22 protein-coding genes are annotated in these 23,279 nt (G+C 44.5%); 10 read left to right on the forward strand and 12 right to left on the reverse strand.

The window, feature by feature from the left end; all coding sequences use genetic code 11:
* Positions 1–8 precede the first annotated feature (8 nt).
* From JMX94_RS07200 to JMX94_RS07220, 5 genes are all read right to left on the reverse strand, one after another.
* A complete protein-coding gene (locus tag JMX94_RS07200) occupies positions 9–779 on the reverse strand; it encodes an MOSC domain-containing protein (protein ID WP_227673549.1) in 771 nt (256 codons plus the stop codon).
* 245 nt (positions 780–1,024) lie between these two features.
* On the reverse strand, positions 1,025–1,438 hold the full coding sequence (gene rsfS / locus JMX94_RS07205) for a ribosome silencing factor (RefSeq protein WP_201564570.1): 414 nt from the start codon (positions 1,436–1,438) through the stop codon (positions 1,025–1,027).
* 153 nt (positions 1,439–1,591) lie between these two features.
* Positions 1,592–2,488, reverse strand: a complete 897-nt coding sequence (locus JMX94_RS07210) for a nicotinate-nicotinamide nucleotide adenylyltransferase (protein WP_201564572.1) — start codon at positions 2,486–2,488, stop codon at positions 1,592–1,594.
* 221 nt (positions 2,489–2,709) lie between these two features.
* Entirely contained in the window at positions 2,710–4,866 is a 2,157-nt protein-coding gene (gene pta / locus JMX94_RS07215; protein ID WP_201564574.1) for a phosphate acetyltransferase, read from the reverse strand.
* Between the two features lie 67 nt (positions 4,867–4,933).
* Positions 4,934–6,166, reverse strand: coding sequence for an acetate/propionate family kinase (locus tag JMX94_RS07220; protein ID WP_201564576.1), 1,233 nt, complete (start codon positions 6,164–6,166; stop codon positions 4,934–4,936).
* Positions 6,167–6,873: 707 nt separating this feature from the next.
* Between JMX94_RS07220 and tnpB the strand changes: the two genes are divergently transcribed.
* The 5 genes from tnpB to JMX94_RS07245 all read left to right on the forward strand — a co-directional run bounded on the left by tnpB (position 6,874) and on the right by JMX94_RS07245 (position 12,321).
* A complete protein-coding gene (tnpB, locus tag JMX94_RS07225; protein WP_201564584.1) occupies positions 6,874–8,028 on the forward strand; it encodes an IS200/IS605 family element RNA-guided endonuclease TnpB in 1,155 nt (384 codons plus the stop codon).
* Between the two features lie 221 nt (positions 8,029–8,249).
* Positions 8,250–8,588 (forward strand): lipoprotein, encoded by a 339-nt coding sequence (locus JMX94_RS07230; protein WP_201564586.1) that lies wholly within the window; start codon positions 8,250–8,252, stop codon positions 8,586–8,588.
* 132 nt (positions 8,589–8,720) lie between these two features.
* Positions 8,721–10,055 (forward strand): diaminopimelate decarboxylase, encoded by a 1,335-nt coding sequence (gene lysA, locus JMX94_RS07235; RefSeq protein ID WP_265088942.1) that lies wholly within the window; start codon positions 8,721–8,723, stop codon positions 10,053–10,055.
* Positions 10,056–10,313: 258 nt separating this feature from the next.
* Positions 10,314–11,201: a diaminopimelate epimerase gene (gene dapF / locus JMX94_RS07240; RefSeq protein WP_201564588.1), complete on the forward strand. Its 888-nt coding sequence runs from the start codon at positions 10,314–10,316 to the stop codon at positions 11,199–11,201.
* A 79-nt stretch (positions 11,202–11,280) separates the two neighbouring features.
* A complete protein-coding gene (locus JMX94_RS07245; RefSeq protein ID WP_201564667.1) occupies positions 11,281–12,321 on the forward strand; it encodes a tyrosine recombinase XerC in 1,041 nt (346 codons plus the stop codon).
* A 98-nt stretch (positions 12,322–12,419) separates the two neighbouring features.
* Here JMX94_RS07245 and JMX94_RS07255 read toward each other — a convergent pair whose 3' ends face one another.
* Positions 12,420–13,307: a carbon-nitrogen hydrolase family protein gene (locus tag JMX94_RS07255; protein ID WP_201564590.1), complete on the reverse strand. Its 888-nt coding sequence runs from the start codon at positions 13,305–13,307 to the stop codon at positions 12,420–12,422.
* Between the two features lie 342 nt (positions 13,308–13,649).
* Between JMX94_RS07255 and rpoN the strand changes: the two genes are divergently transcribed.
* Positions 13,650–15,392: an RNA polymerase factor sigma-54 gene (rpoN, locus tag JMX94_RS07260; RefSeq protein WP_201564592.1), complete on the forward strand. Its 1,743-nt coding sequence runs from the start codon at positions 13,650–13,652 to the stop codon at positions 15,390–15,392.
* A gap of 463 nt (positions 15,393–15,855) precedes the next feature.
* Positions 15,856–16,236, forward strand: a complete 381-nt coding sequence (gene hpf / locus JMX94_RS07265) for a ribosome hibernation-promoting factor, HPF/YfiA family (protein WP_201564601.1) — start codon at positions 15,856–15,858, stop codon at positions 16,234–16,236.
* A gap of 262 nt (positions 16,237–16,498) precedes the next feature.
* Here hpf and thiS read toward each other — a convergent pair whose 3' ends face one another.
* From thiS to JMX94_RS07285, 4 genes are all read right to left on the reverse strand, one after another.
* Positions 16,499–16,699: a sulfur carrier protein ThiS gene (gene thiS / locus JMX94_RS07270; RefSeq protein WP_201564603.1), complete on the reverse strand. Its 201-nt coding sequence runs from the start codon at positions 16,697–16,699 to the stop codon at positions 16,499–16,501.
* Positions 16,700–16,852: 153 nt separating this feature from the next.
* Complete coding sequence (locus JMX94_RS07275) at positions 16,853–17,227, reverse strand: DUF423 domain-containing protein (RefSeq protein WP_201564605.1); 375 nt, start codon at positions 17,225–17,227, stop codon at positions 16,853–16,855.
* A 70-nt stretch (positions 17,228–17,297) separates the two neighbouring features.
* A complete protein-coding gene (rpoH, locus tag JMX94_RS07280; RefSeq protein ID WP_201545792.1) occupies positions 17,298–18,161 on the reverse strand; it encodes an RNA polymerase sigma factor RpoH in 864 nt (287 codons plus the stop codon).
* A gap of 241 nt (positions 18,162–18,402) precedes the next feature.
* Positions 18,403–18,900: a sulfurtransferase TusA family protein gene (locus JMX94_RS07285; protein ID WP_201564607.1), complete on the reverse strand. Its 498-nt coding sequence runs from the start codon at positions 18,898–18,900 to the stop codon at positions 18,403–18,405.
* 387 nt (positions 18,901–19,287) lie between these two features.
* Between JMX94_RS07285 and JMX94_RS07290 the strand changes: the two genes are divergently transcribed.
* Positions 19,288–20,919, forward strand: a complete 1,632-nt coding sequence (locus JMX94_RS07290) for a M48 family metallopeptidase (protein ID WP_227673551.1) — start codon at positions 19,288–19,290, stop codon at positions 20,917–20,919.
* A 64-nt stretch (positions 20,920–20,983) separates the two neighbouring features.
* Here the strand turns inward: JMX94_RS07290 and JMX94_RS07295 are convergent, their stop codons facing one another.
* Together JMX94_RS07295 and rpsU are read right to left on the reverse strand one after the other, a co-directional pair.
* Positions 20,984–21,433, reverse strand: a complete 450-nt coding sequence (locus JMX94_RS07295) for a GatB/YqeY domain-containing protein (protein ID WP_201564609.1) — start codon at positions 21,431–21,433, stop codon at positions 20,984–20,986.
* A gap of 174 nt (positions 21,434–21,607) precedes the next feature.
* On the reverse strand, positions 21,608–21,823 hold the full coding sequence (gene rpsU, locus JMX94_RS07300) for a 30S ribosomal protein S21 (RefSeq protein ID WP_010195908.1): 216 nt from the start codon (positions 21,821–21,823) through the stop codon (positions 21,608–21,610).
* A 416-nt stretch (positions 21,824–22,239) separates the two neighbouring features.
* Here rpsU and JMX94_RS07305 point away from each other — a divergent pair, with 416 nt between their 5' ends.
* Together JMX94_RS07305 and JMX94_RS07310 are read left to right on the forward strand one after the other, a co-directional pair.
* A complete protein-coding gene (locus tag JMX94_RS07305) occupies positions 22,240–22,638 on the forward strand; it encodes a hypothetical protein (protein ID WP_201564611.1) in 399 nt (132 codons plus the stop codon).
* Positions 22,639–22,744: 106 nt separating this feature from the next.
* Positions 22,745–23,257, forward strand: coding sequence for a cytochrome c5 family protein (locus JMX94_RS07310; RefSeq protein WP_227673552.1), 513 nt, complete (start codon positions 22,745–22,747; stop codon positions 23,255–23,257).
* The last annotated feature ends 22 nt before the right edge of the window (positions 23,258–23,279 follow it).

Raw genomic sequence — 23,279 nt, forward strand, 5'->3', positions numbered from 1 at the left:
ACAGCTTTTTAATCCTTGCGAATCTTCTTCGCCAAAACCGTTTTCCAACTGTCCTCCAAACATTCAATCGCTAGCCACGGCTCGATAACCTCGGCGTCAAACTTATCTTTTGAGTTTGATAATTGCCATAGTTTCTCAAGCGTTGCAAAAGGATAGGGACGTTCGATGAGATAAACCGGCAAATCAGCGCTAATCATACCGTCACGTACGACCTCAAAATACCAGCCAGCGATACCTTGCTTAGTCACCCAAGAGGCGATATTGGGCACTTTACTAAACTGCCCGATTTGGTCATTGATTTTGTAGCACGGACGGCGCGGTTGCACGATGCGTAATTGCACACTATCGCCACCATTCCCATCAATGATTTCATCTTGACCATACTGAAAGACGTCACCGATACAAACCGTGGCTTCCGTCATTTCTAGCAGACCAGTGACAGCTTCGGTCGTTAGGTTTTCACCTAATGTGCCAACGCGTACCTTTAGACCAAACTCAGCGTTAATCTTATCGTAAGTTGCCATCGCTAGTTGATGCACGGCTTTTAGCGGGCCGCCATGATGGCGTCGGTCGGCTTGTTCATCGGTGGTGAGACCCATAAAATTGACCGCAACAGGCGCTTTGATGGGTGCTTTATCAATCGCGCTCATCTGTTCACGGGCGAATGGCATGGCTTTGCCAGCACGGACGCAGATTAGATTGGCGATATGTAGCGGTAAAGGTTGATTGAAATCAGCGCTATTTTTTTGGCTAGAAGATGCTGTTTGCTCTATGCTCATGGAATATCCTAATCGATAGGGATTTATTAGGCGAGTGGCTAACTCATTAGTGATTTTAATGATGTTAATGCTGCATATTATCTTAGCTTAATCAGGCGGCTGATTATACGGTTGCAGCAGTTTAAAGTTTATCAGCACTTTAAGATTTATGAGTACTAATTTTTAAACAAAAAAAGACCAGAATAGCTATCTGGTCTTTTTTCTTGTGCTTTTTAAGTGTTGAACAATTATCGCAATGGATAATATTATTTGTTTTTATTGCGGCGACCAACGGTTTTCTTTTCACGTGGCACAGCGACCAGCTCAGCCAATTGCTCAGGCGATGACCATAGGCCTTCTAAGTCATAGAAATCACGGGCTTGTGGCGTCATCATATGTACGACAACGGCACCCAAATCGATTAGGGTCCAGTCAGAATCAATACCGCCTTCACGGCCAAGTGGCATAAAACCCGCTTGCTTAGCTTCAGCGCCGACACTGTCAGCCATGGCGCGTACATGGCGCTTAGAGGTACCGTCAGCGATGACGATGCGCTCCATCACGTCAGTTAAACTTTCTACATTCATTACGGTGATGTTTTTCGCTTTCATATCTTCTAGAGCGCTTTGGACAAGGGTTAAGCACTCTTGTAAGCGTTCGTCAGTCATGGTGTTAGTCATAAATTGTAATCTCTTGAATCGTCAATATTAAAAATAAAATGGTAAATCGTCACAATGCCTTCTCTAACGTGCCCCTTAACATATAGGTAGATAGGCAGACGTTTTTTGAGACAAAATGGACAAAGTGGGCAAAATTAAAAGTATAAGGCGATTTTAACGGAATTGGGCAGCAGAATATAGCTGATGGGTAATAATATATTGATAAACAGCAGGATTTAGCCATTTAGCGAATGAATTAGGTGCAGTATCGCTAATGATAGCATTTATTGGCTGTAAAGATGCGATTTGCGTTTCGGCAGCGTGCTTTATATTTAGCGATTGAGATGCTTGCGGCAGTGGTTGGTAAAGTTGTTGCTGCAATTGCCGCCTTACTTGCGTGCTCGATATCGCTGCCACAGGGCGCGGGTCTATATAAATGCGACCTTGGTAAGTATTTTTCAACACACTGTTATCCGTTAAAGGTTGAATATTATGTATTAATAACTCAGTGATTGAATCGACGGTTAAAGGTTGCAGCGGCATAGGAAGTTGCGACTTTAAGGGAGTTTGCCAATCAGTCTCAAGGAGTTTTTTATTCAACTCAGGGTTTTCCTCACGATTAAACACCCATAGATTGACATAATCAGTCAGCGCTAAACCGTCTTTCCATTTATCCAAACTGCGCGCGCTGTCCATCCCCATGATAAATATCAAACTGTCATTAGGGTAGCGGGCGCGTAATGTCTGTACGCTATCGATGGTATAAACGGGCGGCGCTTGCCAGAGCTCAAGCTCGTTAATTTGTAGCGCCGTGTCTTGCGTTGCCAGCTTTAACATCGCCAATCGGTGCTCAGGATTGGTGCTGTCTTCTTTAAAAGGTGAGCGCGCATTGGGCAGTAATGACACCTGTAGCTCGCGCTGTTGCTGCTTAGCTATTGGCAGTAGACTTTGATAAACGTACATCGCCAGTTGCAGATGACCATTATGCACAGGATCAAATGAGCCACCCAAATAGGCGCGAATGGCTGGGGCAGTATTGGCTATAGGGAGATGCTTAACAGTATTTGGCATAAATGAGTGAGTGAAAAAGTAAATCAGAAGGTAGTTAAGGTTAATTTATTGTAGATGGACTATAGCATGTGGCTATTCACTTATCGCACTTATCGCGCTTATCGATTTTATTATGCCTAACTATAGCGTTGAACAGCCATAAAAAAACCGACCATCATAATGATAGTCGGTTAAATATAGAGTGATTACTGATTACTGATTACTGATAAGTTTTAATGCAATTAAATCGCATCGCTATGCGCTTGGATAGCAGTCAGGGCGATGGTATAAATAATATCATCGACTAATGCCCCACGCGATAAGTCATTAACGGGCTTATTTAAGCCTTGCAACATCGGTCCGACACTGACCACATTGGCGCTACGTTGTACCGCTTTATACGTGGTGTTACCCGTATTTAGGTCAGGGAAGATAAAGACGTTTGCTTGTCCAGCGACGGGTGAGTCAGGCGCTTTTTGCTTACCAACGCTCATAACAGAAGCAGCATCATACTGCAGTGGTCCATCGACAGCGAGGTGCGGCGCACGCTGGCGGACGATTTCAGTCGCACGGATGACTTTTTCGACATCAGCGCCGGTACCTGAAGAGCCCGTTGAGTAACTAATCATGGCAACTTTTGGATTGATACCAAAGGCAGCGGCAGACTGCGCCGATTGAATAGCAATTTCGGCCAACTCTTCGGCATTCGGGTCAGGATTGATGGCACAGTCACCATAAACAACCACTTGCTCAGGTAACAGCATAAAGAATACTGACGACACGAGTGAGTATTCCGGTGCCGTTTTAATCAACTGAAACGCTGGGCGCACGGTATTTGCCGTGGTATGTATCGCCCCAGAAACCAAGCCGTCAACTTCATCCATCTGTAGCATGGTCGTACCCAAATAGACCGTATCTTTTAGGTATTCAGCAGCAACTTCAGCATTGGTTTTGCCCTTACGGCGCTCGACCACAGCAGCGATATATTTATCCATATCAAGGCTATCAGGATCGATAATCTCAAGCCCTTCTGGCAAGACTAAGTCACGGTTTTTAGCGACTTGTTCGACGTCGCTACGCTTCGCAAGCAATACGCAATTGGCAATACCGCGGCTTTGGCAAATACAAGCAGCTTCGACCGTACGTGGTTCCGAGCCTTCTGGTAGCACGATGCGTTTTTTAGCATTTTGCGCTTTTTTCACCACTTGATGGCGGAATGCTGATGGTGACAGGCGCGGCTCATGGTTTTGGCTAAAGTAGGCTTTAATCCAGCTCAAATCCAAATGCGCGGCAACATAACGCGCCACTTCTTCAGCGCGCTCCGTATCATCGCTTGGAATCTCGGCGCTCATGTGTAATAGACTTTGTACCGTCTCAAAGCTGTCATCTTCGACACTCATCACAGGGATACCAGTTTTGAGCGCTGATTGCCATAGCTCAGCGACCGTTGGGCTTGGTACTACGCCACCGGTTAATACTAAGCCTGCCAATGGGATACCGTTGATGCAGGCCAATCCCGCTGCCAATAACACATCATCACGGTCACCGGGCACGACGATAAGCGTGCCACGTTTAAATACTTCATCGACACGCGCAACCGAACGCGCAGTTAAGCTGATACGGTTGATACGGCGTGATTTTGCTTCACCAACATTGAGCCAAGTAGCGTCGAGCTCAGCGGCGATATCCCACGTCCGCGGTACAGATAATGAGTCGCTAAATGGTACGACTCCTATTAAACGGAATTCCTCGGTATTAAAGTATGGTGATAGGCGCTGGACTTCTTGCATAAAGCCTTCATCCAAGCTCACAACCGCTTCACCCGGTGCGACTATTTGATTTTCCATGGTGCTTTGTACGTTTGGTAAATCATGCATGCGCATCAAGATACAGCCAAGCGTACGGTCGCTTGCCATACCGCCAAATTCGCGGGCATGGACATCGAGCTTATCAGCCAAATAAGCGGGCTTACTGGTATCAGCGGTGCTGACAAAAATAATCTTGGCATCGAGCGCATGGGCAATCGCACGGTTGATTTGGGCGGCATAAGAGGTTTCAGTCGTTGATACCAGTCCTTCACAAATGACCACATCATAGTCATCGCCAAGGGTATGGTAGTTGACGACCACTTCTTCCATCAAGTCATCAAGATTGTCGTCACCTATCATGCGCTCAACCCGTTGACGGCTGATAGATGCTGGCGGCTTAAGCCCAAAAGCGTGCATGGCCAAAGCGCTTGAGCTGTCCAAGCTGTTTTGCTTATCGAGGGTGTCATCTTGCAAAAACGGCTTCATAAAGCCCGCTTTAATGCCGTTATAATCAAAAGCACGAATCAAGCCTAACGCCGCTGACGTCACGCCGATACCGCGGCTGATGGGCACAAGTAAAATAGTTTGCATAATATATCCTACTGTTTATTATATTTTTTAACGAGGTGGTACTACTCTTTATACGTTGCTATCAATCTTATTGTAAACCCAAGGCTTGACGCGTTTCTTGAGCGATACGGCATTCTTCATCGGTCGGTACTACCCACAGCTCAATGCTGCTATCGTCGGCTTGGAAACTGCCTTCGCGACCACCGACCAAGCTGGCGTTTTTATCGGCATCTACTTTGATACCAAAATGCGGCATCATCTCTAAGATACGCGTCCGCGTGGTGACCGAGTTTTCGCCAATACCACCGGTAAAGACAATACCCGTAAAGTTAGGTAGGGCACAGCTTAAGCTAGCAAGGTATTTGGCGACACGGTAGCAGAACATCTCAATAGCAAGCTTGGCGTCTTGATGACCTTCGTTGGCTGCTTGCTCAATAGTACGCAAGTCATTTGATAAGCCTGAGATACCGAGCAGACCACTTTCGTTATTAAGTACTTTATCAATTTCTTCTAAGCTCATACCGAGTTGGCGTTTAAGATGAATATGTAAGCTTGGATCCACATCACCGCTGCGCGTGCCCATCATTAGCCCTTCAAGCGGGGTCAGACCCATACTGGTATCAAGACTTTTGCCATCGTAAACAGCCGTTGCCGAGCAACCATTGCCTAAATGCGCCGTTAACCAACCGTGCGGGCCTTGTGCGCTGGTAATTTCGCTGGCGCGCTCTGATACATAGGCGTGGGAGGTACCATGGAAGCCATAACGGCGGATTTTATGTTCGTCATAAAAAGCTTTTGGCAGCGGATAACGGAAAGCCACCGGCGGCATGGTTTGATGGAAAGCGGTATCAAAGACCACCACTTGTGGAATTTCAGGATAAATGGCCTGTACCGCTTCGATACCCAAAGCATTGGCAGGGTTATGTAAGGGTGCTAGCACTTTTAAGCGCTTCACTTCTTCTAGCACATGCTGATTGACCCGCACCGCTTCTGAGTATTCACGGCCACCATGTACCACGCGATGACCAACCGCGATAAAGTGATACTGCTCTAAGAGCTCAAGGATTCTTTTTAAGGCAAGTTCGTGGCGACCACCAGCAATGGCGATTTCTAGTTTTTCACCATTTAACGTCGTATGTTTGATACGGGCGGTGTCGAGGCCTAAGTTTTCGGCCAAACCTGTGATACGAGTAGAATTGTCTTCGCTGATGAGCGCGTATTTGATAGAAGAGGAACCGCAGTTGAGGACTAAGGTGGGGTTGGTCAAGTTTGATGTTTCAGTGTTTTTGTCATCAAAAGTCGTGGTTAGGCTGGCACTCATACTCTATCCTTAGATTATATTTTGTAAGTGGTGAATCGTCATCGATTATCACCGGTTGTATAAACAAAAACCAGCCATATCCTTGCTGGCGTACGCCGAACAGCTGACATACGTAAACAATGACATCGCTGATTTTTATTGTTCTTGGGCTGGGACTGCTTTAAAGGACGCTAAAGGTTTGCAACTATCTGTTTTTAGAAACCAGTTTTTAGAAATCTGGTCTTGCAAACCTTAAGTTTTCGTACTTTTAGAGGTTAATAGGACGCATGCTAGCGCCTCGTCACAGCCGCAAGGGTTAAGTATAATGTACCATATTTTTGCGCTTATACCACGATAACTATAAGGCTTTAATCAGCAATCTCATAAGTGCTTAATACAAGTGTACACCGAAGGTCGCGAGTGTTTATCAGCTATAATGAGACAAAAATACACTCTATAAAAATTGTAAGTAAATTTTTCTGGGTTAATAGATTGATACTTTATTAATGCTGTAAGACCTCTCTATCAAAGCCATATATTCATACGTTCAGTCATTTATTTGCATAAATTTTTGGCTCAAACAGAAGTGGTAGGCGCACAGCTTTAACATCTTAGCGCAGAATTCTCCCACCTCTAAGGTGGTGAGATGAATGTGTTGTTGGTGATAATAACCTTTACCTGTAGTATAATTAATAATAAATATAACACCAACTAACAATAAATATCTCATGCCAAAGCAGATCCTAAAAGCCCATAAAGTCAGGCTGTACCCTAATGAAGAACAGCAAATATTTTTTGCTAAGTCGTTCGGTTGTGCTCGTTTTATTTGGAATAGGATGCTTGGCGATAAAATAGACCACTATGAGACCACAAAGACCACCTTAAACAACACCCCTGCTCAATATAAAAAAGAGTTTGAATGGCTAAAAGAAGTCGATAGCCTGGCACTGGCTAACGTCCAGCAAAACCTAAGAGCTGCTTATAATAAGTTTTTCAAGCAAGGTGCCCGATTCCCTACGTTCAAGAAAAAAGGCCAACACGACAGTTACACCACCAACAACCAAAAGGGTACAGTGGCGATCACAGATAGCACTGTCAAGCTGCCTAAGGTTGGTCATATCAACGCCAAGTTCCCAAGTGAAATAAACGGCTTAATAAAGAGCGCCACCATCAGCCATACCCCATCAGGTAAATATTTTGTCAGCTTACTGGTTGAAACCATCGTTAATGAATTACCAAAAACCCACTCTAACATCGGCATTGACTTAGGATTGACAGACTTTATCGTCTTATCGGACGGCAGCAAAGTTGCCAATCCTAAGTTTCTATCGAAGCTGCAAGACAAGCTTGCGCGTGAACAGAAAATACTAGCCAAACGCAGAGCCGTTGCCAAAGCGGATCAACGCAAGTTGTCAGAGAGCCGCAACTATCAAAAGCAAAAAACAAAAGTCGCCAAGGTCTATGAGAAAATAACCAATACTCGCAAAGACTTTCTACATAAACTCTCATTCAATCTCATCAAAAACCACGATGTTATTGCTATTGAGGACTTGAACGTCAAGGGTATGGTTAAGAATCACAAACTTGCAAAAGCAATCAGTGACAGCTCATGGTCGTCATTTACCACCATGCTTGCCTATAAAGCAGACTGGTATGGCAAACAGCTTGTCAAAATAGACCGATGGTTTCCATCGTCTAAGACTTGCTCAAACTGCAACCATCTACTGACTAAAGCTGAATTACCGCTGTCGGTCAGAACATGGGGTTGTCCAAGTTGCTTGCAGCAAAATGATCGCGATATCAATGCCAGTATCAATATCTTACATCAAGGATTGATACTGGCTAAACAATCAAAAACTGTCGGTGCGACAGGGTTAGCTTAGTTAATTCGCTTAACCGCTGATACAGAATATCGTGTCAAGTAAGAGCGTTACCTAAGAAACCCCTACCTCTAAGGTAGGGGGTAGTTCATCGAATAATGCTATGATTAAAAAATTGTCCTATTTCCCTATTGCAGCCTTGGTTGTTTTTTATGGATAGCTATTTTATTTCTATCCTATCTTATTTAAACCAAACGGTTGCAAGATCACAGGTTAGCCACTCTATGTTTACTATACATCGCACCTCTAAGATTAAAAGCGCTGATGCAAGCGCTTTTTCAAGAAATGTTTCAAGTTTTAGCGCCAGTCGCCCTGCTATTTATAAGCTTATCGCAGCTACTCTGGTGATAGGTTCTACAGTATTGACAGGCTGCGGGCAAAAAGGCGATTTGTATCTAGTAGAATCTAGCACCCAAACAGTTGAGACTAATAATCCGGTGCTTGATAGCAGCAGTCATCCGCAAGATGCCGCCTTTGCTAAAATTGACGACAATCAAAATAACCAGCAAAACGCAGATAATTTTCAGCTGCCTAAACCGAGCACCGATCCCAACGATTATTAATCGTTAATTATTGCTTATTAAAAGACAAATGCTCAAACGATTTTTAGCGTATCCGACAAGCTATTCACCTTTATGCCTTAAAACCTTAAAACCTTAAAACCTTAATACATTGATTATATTAGAGATATTTATATGAGTCAGTCAGTCACTACCCAAACTGAGCAGGGATTGTATGTGCATCCTGAAGCCTTAACCGCCCATTTGCCCGCGCTAGATTATCGAGGCGGTGCCTTGTATATGGAGCAGGTCAGTATTGATGAATTAGTTAAAAACTACGGTACGCCGTGCTATGTCTATTCAAAACAAGCCATTTTAGATGTCTATCAAGCTTATACGACCAGCTTTGCCAGTCTACCGCATCAGATTTGCTATGCGGTAAAGGCAAACTCCAATTTGGCGGTGCTTGGTATCTTGGCGCAAGCAGGGGCAGGGTTTGATATAGTCTCACGTGGTGAGTTGATGCGCGTATTGGCGGCAGGCGGCGAGGCTGCGCGCGTGGTATTCTCAGGCGTTGGTAAGACTTATAGCGATATCGAATATGCACTGACGCAAGGCATTGGCTGCTTTAACGTTGAGTCAATCAGTGAGCTGACCTTGATTAATGACGTGGCAAAGCAGTTGGATAAATCGGCACCAATCTCGCTACGGGTCAATCCCAATGTCGATGCCAAGACCCATCCGTATATTTCAACCGGTCTAAAAGACAATAAATTTGGTATCAGTCATGAAAATGCCGTTGCTGTCTATGAGCAAGCGGCGCAATTATCGCATATCGATATTGTCGGTATCGATTGTCATATTGGCTCGCAATTGACGGAAGTTGCGCCATTTGTAGCAGCTTTAGATAAAGTGATTGAGCTGATACATAGCCTGCGTGATAAAGGCATTGCGCTGCGTCATATTGATTTGGGCGGTGGCCTCGGCGTGCGTTATATCGATGAGACGCCCGTATCTATCGATGAATTTGCCCAAGCGTTATTACCAAAACTTAGTGAGCTTGGTTTAACGGTGTTTTTTGAGCCCGGTCGCAGTATCGTGGCCAATGCGGGTGTGCTCTTAACTAAGGTTGATGTGTTAAAACCAACTGAGCATAAGAACTTTGCTATTGTCGATGCGGCAATGAATGATTTGATTCGTCCGGCTTTATATCAAGCTGAAATGGCGGTGATTCCAAGTGTTCTGCCCAACAAAGGCATCGATACTGATGGCACACAACCGTGGGATATTGTTGGTGCGATTTGTGAAACCGGTGACTTTTTAGCAAAAGACCGTTTGTTGTCATTAGCAACAGGCGATATCTTAGCGATAACGGGTGCTGGCGCGTACGGCTTTACCATGAGTAGCAATTACAACTCGCGCGGTCGTGCCAGCGAGGTGATGGTAGCCGATAATCATCATCAATTGATTCGTAAGCGTGAAACGCTTGAAGCGTTATATGCTGATGAAATGTTGTGGCAAGATAAGTAGCCTATTAAAAACGCCGCGATGTTTAATAATTAAAGTTTTATGATGAAAGCTTAATGATGAAAGCTTAATAATTAAAAATGACCCATTGTTATAACGACAATGGGTTTTTTATGGCCTGCTTTAATTCAAAGTCTAATTAAAAATATTTGTTCGGTTGTAGAGCACTAACTTAGCCTTTGATAGCGGTGATAATTATGATTGTATCTGACAGCGTGCTAATATAAGGCATACATAAAAATAGGATAGGATAACAAGGATATGCTAATAGAATTTACAAAGATGCATGGGCTGGGTAATGACTTTATGGTCATCGATTTGGTGACCCAGCGCTTAGAGTTAACCAAGGATTTGGTGCAACTATTGGGCGATCGTCATTTGGGCATTGGCTTTGATCAGTTGCTCGTTGTTGAGCCGCCGATGCGTCCTGACGTTGATTTTAGTTATCGCATTTTTAATACCGATGGCACAGAGGTCGAGCAGTGTGGTAATGGCGCGCGCTGTTTTGCCCGTTTTGTACAAGCACGTAAGCTGTCATTTAAACAGCGCCTGCGCGTTGAGACGGCAAGCGGCATTATTTCGCTGACGACTGACCGCTATGGCTGGGTCGAAGTCGATATGGGTAAACCAAAATTTGAGCCAAGCGAGATTCCCTTTACTCCAAGAGCAACGACCAAAATCCAAAACGCCTATCATTTAGACGTTAATGGCACGCCAGTGCAGCTGTATGTTGCCAATATGGGCAACCCACATGCGGTTATCAAAGTTGATGACGTACTCGATGCCGACGTTGCAACCTTGGGCAAAGCCATCGAATCGCATCCTGCCTTTCCAGAGCGCGTCAATGTCGGCTTCATGCAAGTGATGAATCAGCGCCATATTCGCTTGCGTGTCTATGAGCGCGGCGTCGGTGAGACCCAAGCTTGTGGTACCGGTGCTTGTGCGGCAGTAGCGGTCGGTATCCGTGAAGGCTGGCTCGATGAAGGTGAAGACGTACGCGCCCAGCTTTATGGCGGCAGCATGATTATCAAATGGCAGCCGGGTTATTCAGTGATGATGACCGGTCCAACGGCGTTCGTCTATGAAGGCGTTTTTAGCCCAGATGGTCTGATGGCGCAAGCGGGTATCAAGCCCATTCCAGAAGGTTAATGGACAATAAGTTAATGAACAATGACAAGCGGTGTAGGTTTGCTGCTAGGTAAATGTTATGGTCATCTCTAAGAAGGCTATGTTCAATAAAAACCGTCAGATGACCGAGCCTACCTCAGATTCTGAGTCGAAAGCTTGGCTATCAGTTGAGCACGCTGCTGCCATAGAATCGGATGCCGCGCTACGTGAACTGTTAGCGCCGGTACATCGTTGGCTAAATACGCTGTCGGTGCGTAATCACTCCGAACATACACTGGTGGCTTATTTTGCGGGCTTAAACCAGTTGGCGCTATTTTTACGCGGCAAACGTTTGACATGGACGCGCTGTGATAAGCGCCAATTAGCCCAGCATATCAGCCAACGCCTCGATGAAGACAAGCTGGCACTTGCGAGCGTCCAGCAAGAGTTATCGGCTATCCGTCATTTTTATGGCTGGCTCATAGAAGAAGATTTAGCACGTATTAACCCAACCACCGGCTATCAGCTTAAGCGCAGCCCTAGACCGCTGCCATCTATTGCCGATGTGGATTTATTAACGCAATTGCTTGACCAAGAAACGCCTGATACGCCAGAGCAGGCGCGCTTATGGTTGCGCGATAAAGCCATGTTTGAACTGCTTTATAGCAGCGGTCTGCGTGTCGGTGAATTGGTGGCGCTCGATATGGCAGATATCGACTTGGCTGACCTGCGCGTGCGCGTGACGGGCAAAGGCAATAAAACGCGCTTAGTGCCCTTAGGTATCAAAGCTGCCGAGGCGATTCAACGTTATCTGCCGCACCGAAATCTGTGGGTAGAGCAGATGGATAGCGCTTTGTTTATCAGTGAAAAATTAGGTACGCGCTTATCAACACGGGCAGTGCAGCAACGCCTCAAGGTTGCGGCTACACGTGCGGGTATTGCGCAAAATATGTATCCGCATTTATTACGCCACTGCTTTGCGTCGCATATGTTATCTGGTAGTGGCGATTTGCGTGCCGTACAAGAAATGCTTGGCCATAGCGATATCAGCACCACGCAAATTTATACCCATGTTGATTTTGCTAAACTCACCCAAGTCTATGACCGAGCCCATCCGCGCGCCACTCATGCGCAAAAAAACAGTGACAGCGATATTACTTAAGTTACAGTTACTTAAGTTACAGTTACTTAAGTTGAAGCTACTTAATTTGCAGTTACAGATCTAGTGCCAGTTTCATTTTTAATCATTTAAACCTACATCTATGCCAAACGATGGCAGTCAAAGATAGGCATCTTTTGTCGTCCTTGCACTTGGGTGGCTTTATCTAAGGATGCCAAGACTAAAGCATAATTTTTATTAGCAGGGTCTTTTAAGTCACTATCCTCATAGCTGTTGATAATCGTGCCATCATAAGCGGTAATCGTGCTATGTCCCCATGTCTGACGGCTACTGCCATCCTTATAAGCATGCTCGCCGCCTTGTGCTGCGCCAATCACCATACACTGACTGTCTAACGCACGTGCACGGAGTAACAGTGACCAGTGCGCTTGCCCCGTCAAATAAGTAAAGGCTGATGGCGCGCTTAGCAAATCCGCGCCCGCTTGCCGTAGCCGCTGCGCCAATGCTGGAAAGCGTAAATCAAAGCAAACCATCATACCGAGCTGATAAATACCATCATTTGCTTCGAGTGTCGTAACGACTGTTTGGGTGCCGGCCTCAAAAGTCGCCGCTTCATTATAGCTGCCTTGCTTATCGGCGACAGTCGCAGTAAACAGGTGAATCTTATCGTAGCGGGCTACTCGCGTACCATCGGGGGCAAACAGCTGACTGACTTGGCGCAATCTACCATCGGGTACAATGACGCCATCAGGGCGGTAAGGGCAGGGCAGTGAGCCTGCAAGTACATAGATACCATAAGTACGCGCATAGTCAGCTATTGTGTCGGATAGCTCATCAAAACGCTCAGCAGTGGCAAACTGTCGACCCATGCTACAGCAGTTTTCTGGTAGCACTACCAACTGAGCGCCTTGTGCGCGTGCATCGATAATGGCGGCTTTTATATCTGCTAAATTGTCTTCGATATTTTGCTGGCTATTCATTTGCACAGCAGCAACGGTAAGTTGTCCGTTATTTCTTATCTCATTCATAGTATTGTTCCCAATTTTAAGCTGTATTGAGTTTCCCTTTTATCTACTCTTTTATCCTATTGTTATTCACGACTTTTATGCCTAGGTTTGTGTTGGTCTTACATGATTAAGCGCTTAGCAGCCCTACAAAGTTATTGATATTTTTATAATTTGAGCAAGAGCTAAAAAATAGCTTATCTGGACAGGGTATAAATTATCGTAGCAACATTGTAGCAAAAAATGCTATCGTCATGACCTGACCGCTTAAAGCCCTTTTTTAATCGGTATAAGCGTCAATAATCGCAGGCTTTAACCAGCATAACATATAGAATCTTACCCTAATCGGAGTGTAATAAGTCACCCATGAGTATGTCGTTTGGATTGGCGACCACGCTGAGCACCTCACAAAAACTGACCCCGCAAATGCAGCAAGCTATTAAATTGTTGCAGCTCTCTAGTCTTGAGCTCGCGCAGGAGGTACAGGCGAAGCTTGATAGCAATCCATTGCTTGAACGTATCGAAGATGACGATGATGATAATGATGAGTACGACAAGAGTGATGATGAGGCGCTCAATGAGTTTGGCGAGCCATTAACGCTAGATAGTTGGAATCAACACGCTAGCGTTGATACGTTTTCTACCTCTACCCATTTATCAGATGATGGTTTTGACTATGCTGACAATAGCAGCGATGACAATAGCAGCGATGACACTATCACTGATGAATATAGCAGCGACAGCTTAGATAAGTTACAGCAGGCCAGTTTTGATGATGAAGCGATAGACAACTATGCGCTAGATGGCGAGGATTATAGTGGTTTTGAAAGCAGTAATTATGCGTCTGCTGCGACAAGCACTGGCAGTCTGTCCAATCATTCAGGCCACGGAGGCGATGAAGACTTTGATAGCTATCAGGGCAGCACCAGCGCGACCATTCAAGACCATGTGCGCTGGCAGCTAAATTTCAAACATCTCTCCGAGACAGATACACTCATTGCCGAGTACTTGATGGACTCTATGGATGATATGGGCTTTGTGCGCCTTGATATCGATGAGTTGTTACAGAGCTTTGATACCATGGCAAGCTTTTATCAATGGGATGAACGCGTTGAGCATGATGAAGTCATGGCGGTACTGCGCATTATTCAATCGTGTGACCCGCTTGGTGTTGGGGCGCGCAATCTCAACGAATGCTTAGCGCTGCAATTATCAAAGCTTGATACGAATACAAAGTATCTTAAAGAAGCCCAAGCGCTTCTCTCAGCCAGTGAGCATTTAGTTAGTAATAATATCAAAGCCTTGACTGAGCTGACGGGACTCGCGCCTGAATACATCACACCCGCTCTTACTCTATTACGCACTTTGAATCCTTCACCTGGCTTGTTATTCCAAAGCAGTCAGCCTGATTATATGCAGCCATCAGCAAGCTATGATATTCCTGATGTGTTGGTTACGCCTATTCGTCGCCACAATAGCAATAACAGCAGTAATAGCAACAGAGGTGATATTACTGCCCAAGTAGATGGCTGGCAGGTGCGCCTTAATCCTGAAACCTTGCCCAAGCTGCGGGTCAATCAAGAGTATGCCAGTTTAGTCAAACGCGGTGATGACAGCCCTGACAATCAGTATCTGCGTGAAAATCTCACCGATGCGCGCTTGTTTATTCGTAGTATCGAGGAGCGCAATCAAAACTTGTTAAAAGTAGCGACCAGTATCGTGCGCTACCAGCAAGAGTTTTTGCAACATGGTGCAACCGCCATGCAACCCCTTATTCTAAAAGCCATTGCCGAAGAAGTTGATTTGCATGAATCGACCGTCTCGCGCCTGACTACCAGTAAGACCATCTTGACGCCACAAGGGTTATTTTCCCTCAAGCACTTCTTCTCATCTCACGTTAGCAGTAGCGACGGTGATATCTCTTCAACCGCCATCAGCGCCATGATTAAACAGCTTATCGCTGATGAAGACCCTAAAAAGCCCTTATCTGACAGTCGCATAAAAGATTTTTTATTGGCAGAAGGTATCGATATCGCCAGACGAACAGTAGCTAAATATCGTGAAGCGATGAATATCGGCTCCTCTACCCAGCGCAAACAAAAGTATTAAATGTTGTGATTCAATGGCTTATCAATGCAGTACTGCTCTTATCAATATGTTTTTTCGTAAATATAAAAAATAAAATTTTTTGATTATATAGAAACATGCAGGAAACATCAGTTTTTATTACATTTAGTTACAGTTTAATGTCTTGCTACTATTCGCTTTTCATGACAAATTAGAGTCATACCAACAACGAAAACCAAGTATCGATTTGGCTTATTTGTATAAATCATCAATCTAAAATATGATAAAAATGCGTTTATATTTTACTAAAGGAGTAGAGGGATAAAGACGTTAATGATTAAAAAAGCTAAGTGTTAAATCTTATTAAATATGTTTATTAAACATGCTTATTAAATATAAAAAGATACTAGGTCAGTTATTGGTAAGGCAGGGTGATAAAAGCATAAGTGCTGGCTCATCTGTTGATTATAAGTAGCAATATAAGCAATAATAAAAGGACAATAATATGAATGTTTCTATCAGTGGTCACCATATCAGTATTACCGATGCCATGGACAAAGCGGTTCGCGAAAAACTTGAAAAAGTAGAGCGTCACTTCGATCAGATTCAAAGTATTAAAGTGATATTATCGCTAGACAACAGCGGCGCAAGTGATGGCGGTAAAAAGACTCATAAAGCCGAAGCAATTATGCGAGTCGCAGGTCAAGAGATGTTTGTCCAAGCCCTTGAAGACGATATGTATAAAGCTATTAACGACATGGCAGACAAACTTGATAGACAAGTGCGTAAATATAAAACCCGTCAAGACCGTAAGAAAACTCAGGGTCCAGGGCGCGATGAACGCTATGAAGATTTAACCGATGTAGAGGCAGCGCCTGCGGTTTAGGTTTAAATGCCACACGGTTTAATAGCAATGTTTAGCTGTCATGTTAGGTGGATTTTCTATCATATAAGCTTTATGGTCGTAACCATTGATAATTCTTAGCTCATAAATAAATAGTATAAATAGCAGGATTGTTAATGATAGACGATTAATAGTGTTAATGATTGAAATGAAACAAACGATAAGCTAAGCAAAAAAAGGACCTCTAACGTATTATCGTTGAGGTCTTTTTTATTGTCTTTTTAAACGGTGTGGCTTATAAATCTTAGCCGCCGCCAACCGCTTGTACAACTTCAATATTCATACCTTCAACGATACGCAGTTTATCAAGCTCGCTTTTTGGTATCAGCTCGCCATCGACTTCAACGGCGTAGCGTCCAGTACTAAGCCCAAGTTCATTGACGACCAATTGTACCGTTTGATGGGTGGTCTGCAGTGTCTTACCGTTTACATTAATATTACTCATAGTATGTGCTCCCTAATGACTTGAGATTCCTTTTCATCAACTTATCTTTAATCTATGTTTATCTGTAACTGAAATTTTATCGATGACGGTTAGTTGTGTTATTCATTTTAAACGACTGATTGTGCGTTTTAATGATTGAAAACAAAGTAGCTATTAAATACCGGCGTGATTTAAACGAGACGTCGTTACTGCAAGCCATAACCAACCTGCAATCATCAATACACCGCCAATAGGGGTAATCGCCCCAAACCAGCGCGGCGCACCAAGCGTCATGGCATATAAACTACCCGCAAAGATAATCACCCCGACCTGCAATAACCACGCCGTGGTTTGAGTCGCATAGTTTAGCCGAATAAGAATGCCTACCAGTAATAACCCAAGCCCATGTATAAACCAGTATAAGGTTGCTGTTTGCCACCATTCTAGCTGCTGAGGACTGACGACAGCTTTAAGACCATGGGCACCAAAGGCACCCAAAGCCACAGCAATGGCCATATTAAGCGCCGCAATACTTATCCAATTTAGCATGGTCAAACTCGTGTTATAAATAGGGCTTTGATAATGGCTCTTTTCATCTAAGCTTTAGCTGACAAGCTGCTTACTGAATATCATCAGGTAGTATCACGCTATCGATGGTCATGGCTTCACGAATTTTATCCATGGCATTTTTCTCGATTTGGCGCACACGTTCTGCTGAGATAGAGTAGACCGCTGCCAATTCATGCAAGGTTGATTTTTGCTCAGAAAGCCAGCGTTGCTCGACGATATCGCGCGAGCGATCATCCAAGGTATCCATCGCCGCAAGTAGTGCAGACGAGTTATTTTCTTCCCAGTCAGATTCTTCAACCATCTCGGCAGGGTCAATGCCGTCCTCTAAGAACAGCTGCGGCGCATAGCGTCCATCGTCATCATCGCTTGACTGCGCTTCAAATGATGCATCATACGACGTCAAACGTGACTCCATTTCAAGCACTTGCTTGCGCGTTACATTTAAATCATTAGCAATCGCATCAGCTTCTTCAAGCGTTAGTTGGTTGTTGGTCTTTTTAAGACTACGTAAGTTAAAGAATAATTTACGATGCGCTTTGGTGGTGGCAACTTTGACAATGCGCCAGTTACGAATGACGAATTCGTGAATTTCAGCCTTAATCCAATGCACGGCAAAGGATACCAAACGTACGCCTTTATTAGGGTCAAAGCGTTTAACCGCTTTCATTAGCCCTAAATTGCCTTCTTGGATTAAATCGGCTTGTGGCAGACCATAACCCGAGTAGCTGCGCGCAATATGAATCACAAAACGCAGGTGCGACATGACAAGTAAACGCGCCGCTTCAACGTCGCCTTCATCGTAATAGCGATGGGCAAGCTCTTGCTCTTGGGTTGGTGTCAAAATTGGTATTTGATGCACAGTATTGATATATGCACCCAAATTTACCCCAGGCGCAGATAAATGCGTTGGCATCGCAGGGACCAAATCGCGAGTACTGGTATCGCCAAGCGCGCTGGCGTCATAAGGCGGACGCGCCGCTGCAGCTTTTAGCGCCGCATCGCGTGCTTCGTTTTTTTCGGGCGCTGCGCTGTCTTTTTTACGGGAATTTGCAGCGTTAGTAGAAGTGTTAGCCATATTCTTGACCTTGGTTAAATAGATAAGCAATGAGTCAGATAAAAATCTTTATAGTTGTAATTGTAAAGGATAGCGCCGCTTAGTTGCTATCAGTTTTGGTAATGATGAAGTGATATATTGTATCAACAGAATATTTAGATTTTGTTGCTGTAGTCTCTTCGCTATTTGCTGCTGTTGCCTGACTGATAAGCAATAATAATGGGTTTACGGTATCTGTTTTCTGGCTCTGCTCACAAAACGCAGTGATATCCGCTTGCGAGTTTGGGTCGGTTGCAACCACATATAACGATTCGCCTGCGGCCACATGACGCAGCGCCACTTTGGTTTTTAATAGTGGCATCGGGCAGGCAAGTCCGCGGCCATCTACCATATCTTTAATAGTAATCGTCTCGTGCTTCAAACCTGCGCTATCATTTAGTTTACCGTTATCGGTTACACTAAAGGTGTCTACTGGCAATAACTCTAACAGCTGCCTTATCGCTTGCTGCTTTGCTTCAGGCAAGGTATCTGATAAAGCTTCTGACAGATGCACAGCATGCGAGCCTTGTACAATGATGGATTGGTTATCAGCAGACATAAAATTAACCTTTAAGATATCAATGTTTAAGGTAGCAGTATTTAAGACAGTACGGCTGTTTAAGAGAGCTTAGCTTGGTACAGTACTGCCCAGAAGCCTTTATCATGGCCTACCATTATAGCAAATTGCCACTATGTAATTGCAGTTGAATATAGTCATCATAATGTTTGGTCAATCAGCACGTCTTATTAGCATTAAGCAATAGATTTACGTTTTAAACCTTAAGTTCGGACTATAAATTTACACCGTCTAGATTTACACAACCATGTTGCACAATCGTGACGCACGGCAGCGTGATTGGTAGCCAGAAGCAGACGGCAATTGACCTTGGATAAACAAGCTCGTATAGTCAAAAAGACGTTATGATTACTCGTATAGGATACGCACTTGTATTATTCTCATAGACCATCGCTGCTTAAAAAATCGCTGCTTAAAAAACCAGTAAAGAAATTAGCAGAAGGCACGTATGCGCTAAAGTTAGGTATGTCTGCTACTCTACTGATGCTGGCAACCACGGCCAACGCTATCAGCACACAAGCTGCGCCATTTGCTTATGATTCATGGCAGTCTAACAATGCAGACGAGTTAGATTTGCCAAATTTACGCGGGCAGGGTTTAAGCTTTGCTGAACAGTATCAAAATAAGCTGCTTGGCGAATGGTCGTTAAGAAACATCAATGGTCGCACTAAGATGGAGCATGACCCTTGGATACACGAAACGGTCAAAGACATCACTTGGCGGCTAAATGCTCAAGCACGACAACAAGCGCCACTTGGCTTGGTCATTATTGATAATCCCAGTATCAATGCTTTTGCAGCGCCAGGTGGGGTTATTGGGCTGAATACTGGGACGATACTCGCGGCAAGCAGTATGGATGAGCTTGCCAGCGTCATTGCGCATGAAGTAGCACATATTAGCCAGAACCATTATGAGAGCGGGGCGGATGAGCGCAAAAAGGCTTTGCTGATGCAAATAGGCGGTATGCTCGCGGCGATTGCCGCGTCAGCCGTCGATGGTGATGCCGCCGCTGCCGTCATGATGGGCAGCCAAACGGCGACGATGAATAGTAGCATGGCTTTTAGCCGTAATAATGAGCGTGAAGCTGACCGCGTTGGGATGCAAATCATGAACCAAGCTGGTTATGATCCACGCGCGATGCCACGCTTTTTTGCGACGATGAATCAACAAAGCCAATTAAACCAAACCGCCAATCAATTCTTACCCAGTTTCGTACGCTCGCATCCTTTAAGTAATGAGCGCTTAAGTGAGTCGCAAAGCCGCGCTCAGCGTTATACCTCGTTGTCATTAAACCAGCAGCAGCGCCATCAAGCGTTGTTTGATTTGCTGTATTGGCGTGTACAAAGTACCGGCAAACACGTCTCTGAAACTGCATTGACGACCGCTGCTAAAAATAGCGTTGGCGCAAAATTGGCGCTGATGTATTGGTATGGCGAACAGCAGCGTTTTAAAGAGGCCAATGAGCTATATACTGAGCTATCAGCGTTGCCCGCGCCGCAGCGCCAAGTATTAGAGCCTTTATTGTCTATTACCCAAAGCCAAATCCTTACTGAGAAAAATCAATGGCAACAAGCGGCTGAACTGTTAGAGAGTCAGCAGCGCCTTTATCCTGAGCGCCGTGACCTGCGTCTTTATTTGGCTGAAGCACTGACCAATAGCAATCAGCCAACCAAAGCGCAAACACTGCTTAAGCTCTTGACTGAGCAGCAGCCAAGCGACCGCTATGCATGGCAAAGTTTGCAATTGGCCAATGAAAAAATTGCTAAAACCACCGATTCAGCGCCGCTGGCAAAAATCGCCACTATTAATGCGCTGCGTTATCGCAGTCATGACCAGCTATGGAGTGGCCGCTATGACCGCGCGCTGACTTCGTTGACGCAAGCCAAGCAATTGACTGAGCAAATGCAAAAAACCGCGCAAGCGAGCAGTGCCCGACCGTTACTTGCTAATATTAATGCTGAAATCAAAGCCGTAAAAACCGCCAAAGACTTTAAGCCTTAGGCGGTTGTTTTTATTGCTTGGGTCGATACGCAGATTAAGAATATATAACTTTTCTTAACTTTAATTAACTTTGTAGCGCATCTTTCACCAATTTAGAGATGAGTGCAGGGTCAGCACGGCCCGCGGTTTTATTTTTTAACACACCCATCACGCTGCCCATATCACGCATCGATGTAGCACCTTGCTCAGCGATTTCGGCATTGACCAAAGTGGCAAGCTCGGCATCATCCATTTGTTTTGGCATAAACTCGTTGATGATATCGATTTCAAACTGCTCTTTATTTGCCAAATCATCACGGCCATTTTCGGTAAAAATCGTCAGTGACTCATGGCGTTGTTTTAGCTGCTTTTGTAGCACTTCCAATACTTGCGCATCATCAAGTTCGGTCTGGCGGTCAATCTCAATTTGTTTGACCACCGATTGAACGTTGCGCAATACTTTGACGCGCTCAAGCTCACGCGCTTTCATCGAAGTTTTGATGCTGTCAGACAAGCTCTGTTTAAGTTGGCTCATTGTTATTATTCCTTATGAGTATGGATAAAATAGTTTTTGGTAAGTGTTAAATAAAAATCTGCTGAGCATTTATCAGCATGAATAACAAAAATTGTAGCATAAAAAACGCCACTGTTATTCATCGATAACAGTGGCGTTAGTGTAGCGCTGGTATTTAGCTAATCGTATTAGTGATTAGTACATACGAGTGGTACGAATAGTTTCGCGTTGTAATTTCTTTTTATAACGCTTTACAGCAGCGGCTTTTTTGCGCTTGCGTACTTGCGTTGGTTTTTCATAAAATTCACGCTTACGTACGTCTGATAGAACGCCGGCTTTTTCACAAGCACGTTTAAAACGACGGATAGCGATGTCAACTGGTTCGTTTTCTTTAACCTTAACTGCAGGCATGAAAGCTCCTTTATTAGGATGAGATGTAAGGGCATTAGTTTGGCTGTGTATTAGTATTTAGCCGTAATATCTCAAGATTATCGGCATCAGCTCAAACTAGGATAGTCTTGCGCAATAGCACAAGGGCGCTTATTTTAATCAAAAATGGCAGTAAAGTCAAAGGCTTTTGCGCATTAATCCATAATTATCATTAAGTTGCAGGCTATTATCAGCAATAACGGTCGTAACTCATTTAGACTCATGATTTGCTTGCCCTTAACATAGTGCTCTTTAAAAGTGTATGAATGAATAAATTTACTGCATGGTACAAACAGAAATAAAAAACCCTACTGTCTATAACGGTTTAGGCAGAGTTTATGCTATGATAATTTGCATAATATCAATCGTTTTATGTGCACTTTATTAAGGATGTTGCAATGAAGAAATCAGTACTAAACACGGTGCTAAGCACAGCATTTATCGTCGCCCTTGGCTTTGGTATCAGTGCTTGCAGTGGGGATAAAGAAGGCGAGTCGCACGAAGTCTTAGCAAAAGACCGCGTCGATGAAGCAGCAGAGCTTGCGCGTAAAAACGCACCTGAAGCAGAAGAGCTGAATTTCCCAGAAACAGCGCCAATGCCAGCGGCTGAAGCAGACGCCGCGGCAAGTACTGAAGCCACCACAGCTAGCACAGAAGCAGGCGCTGCTGCTACATCAGAAGATACTGCAACTGCAAGCGCGGATACCGAAGTGGCTAGTACTGAGACTGAGACTAAAAGTGCAGAGGCGCCAGCTACGGATGCAGCAACTACGGATGCGACAGCAGTAGCGAATTAGTAGCTTTTACGATAAAAGTACGTTGTGATGAAGGTAGCGACAGCCACTAGCCAGCTATTTTATTAACAAGCTGTTTTACTAACAAGCTATAGACGAGGGAATAACCATGAAACAAAATACCATGAAGAAAAAATCAGTTGTGAAATTGGTGCTGTCTGGCCTGAGTCTTAGTGCGTTATTAACACTCAGTGCTTGTAGTGGCGGCGACAATACGGCGGCTGAAGAGCCTGCTGCTGTCAATGAAACAGAGACAGTGGTTGTAGAGCCTGAAGCGCCAGTTGCAGAAACTGAAGTAGTCACTGAACCTGCCGTTGAAGCAGAAGCAACTGAAGTAGCCGAGGTTGAGCCCACAGCTGCTGCTGAGACAGAAGTGTTAGCCGCTGATGCTGGTGCAAAGCTGTATGAAAAACAGTGTAAGGTTTGCCATGAAAGCGGTTTGTTAGAAGCGCCGAAATTTGGTAATAAAGAAGATTGGGCACCGCACCTTGCTAAAGACATAGATACGCTACGTATGCATTCTGCAAAAGGCTTTAATAAAATGCCGGCGCAGGCAAATGCGGAAGTAAGTGAAGCGCAAGTGCATGCAGCAGTTGATTATATGGTCGCTGCAGCCAGTTAATTCTGCTTGTTGAAATTTGCTC

Origin of the sequence: Psychrobacter sp. CMS30, from assembly GCF_904846565.1 — a bacterium.
In the GTDB taxonomy this organism is placed as follows: Bacteria; Pseudomonadota; Gammaproteobacteria; order Pseudomonadales; family Moraxellaceae; genus Psychrobacter; species Psychrobacter maritimus.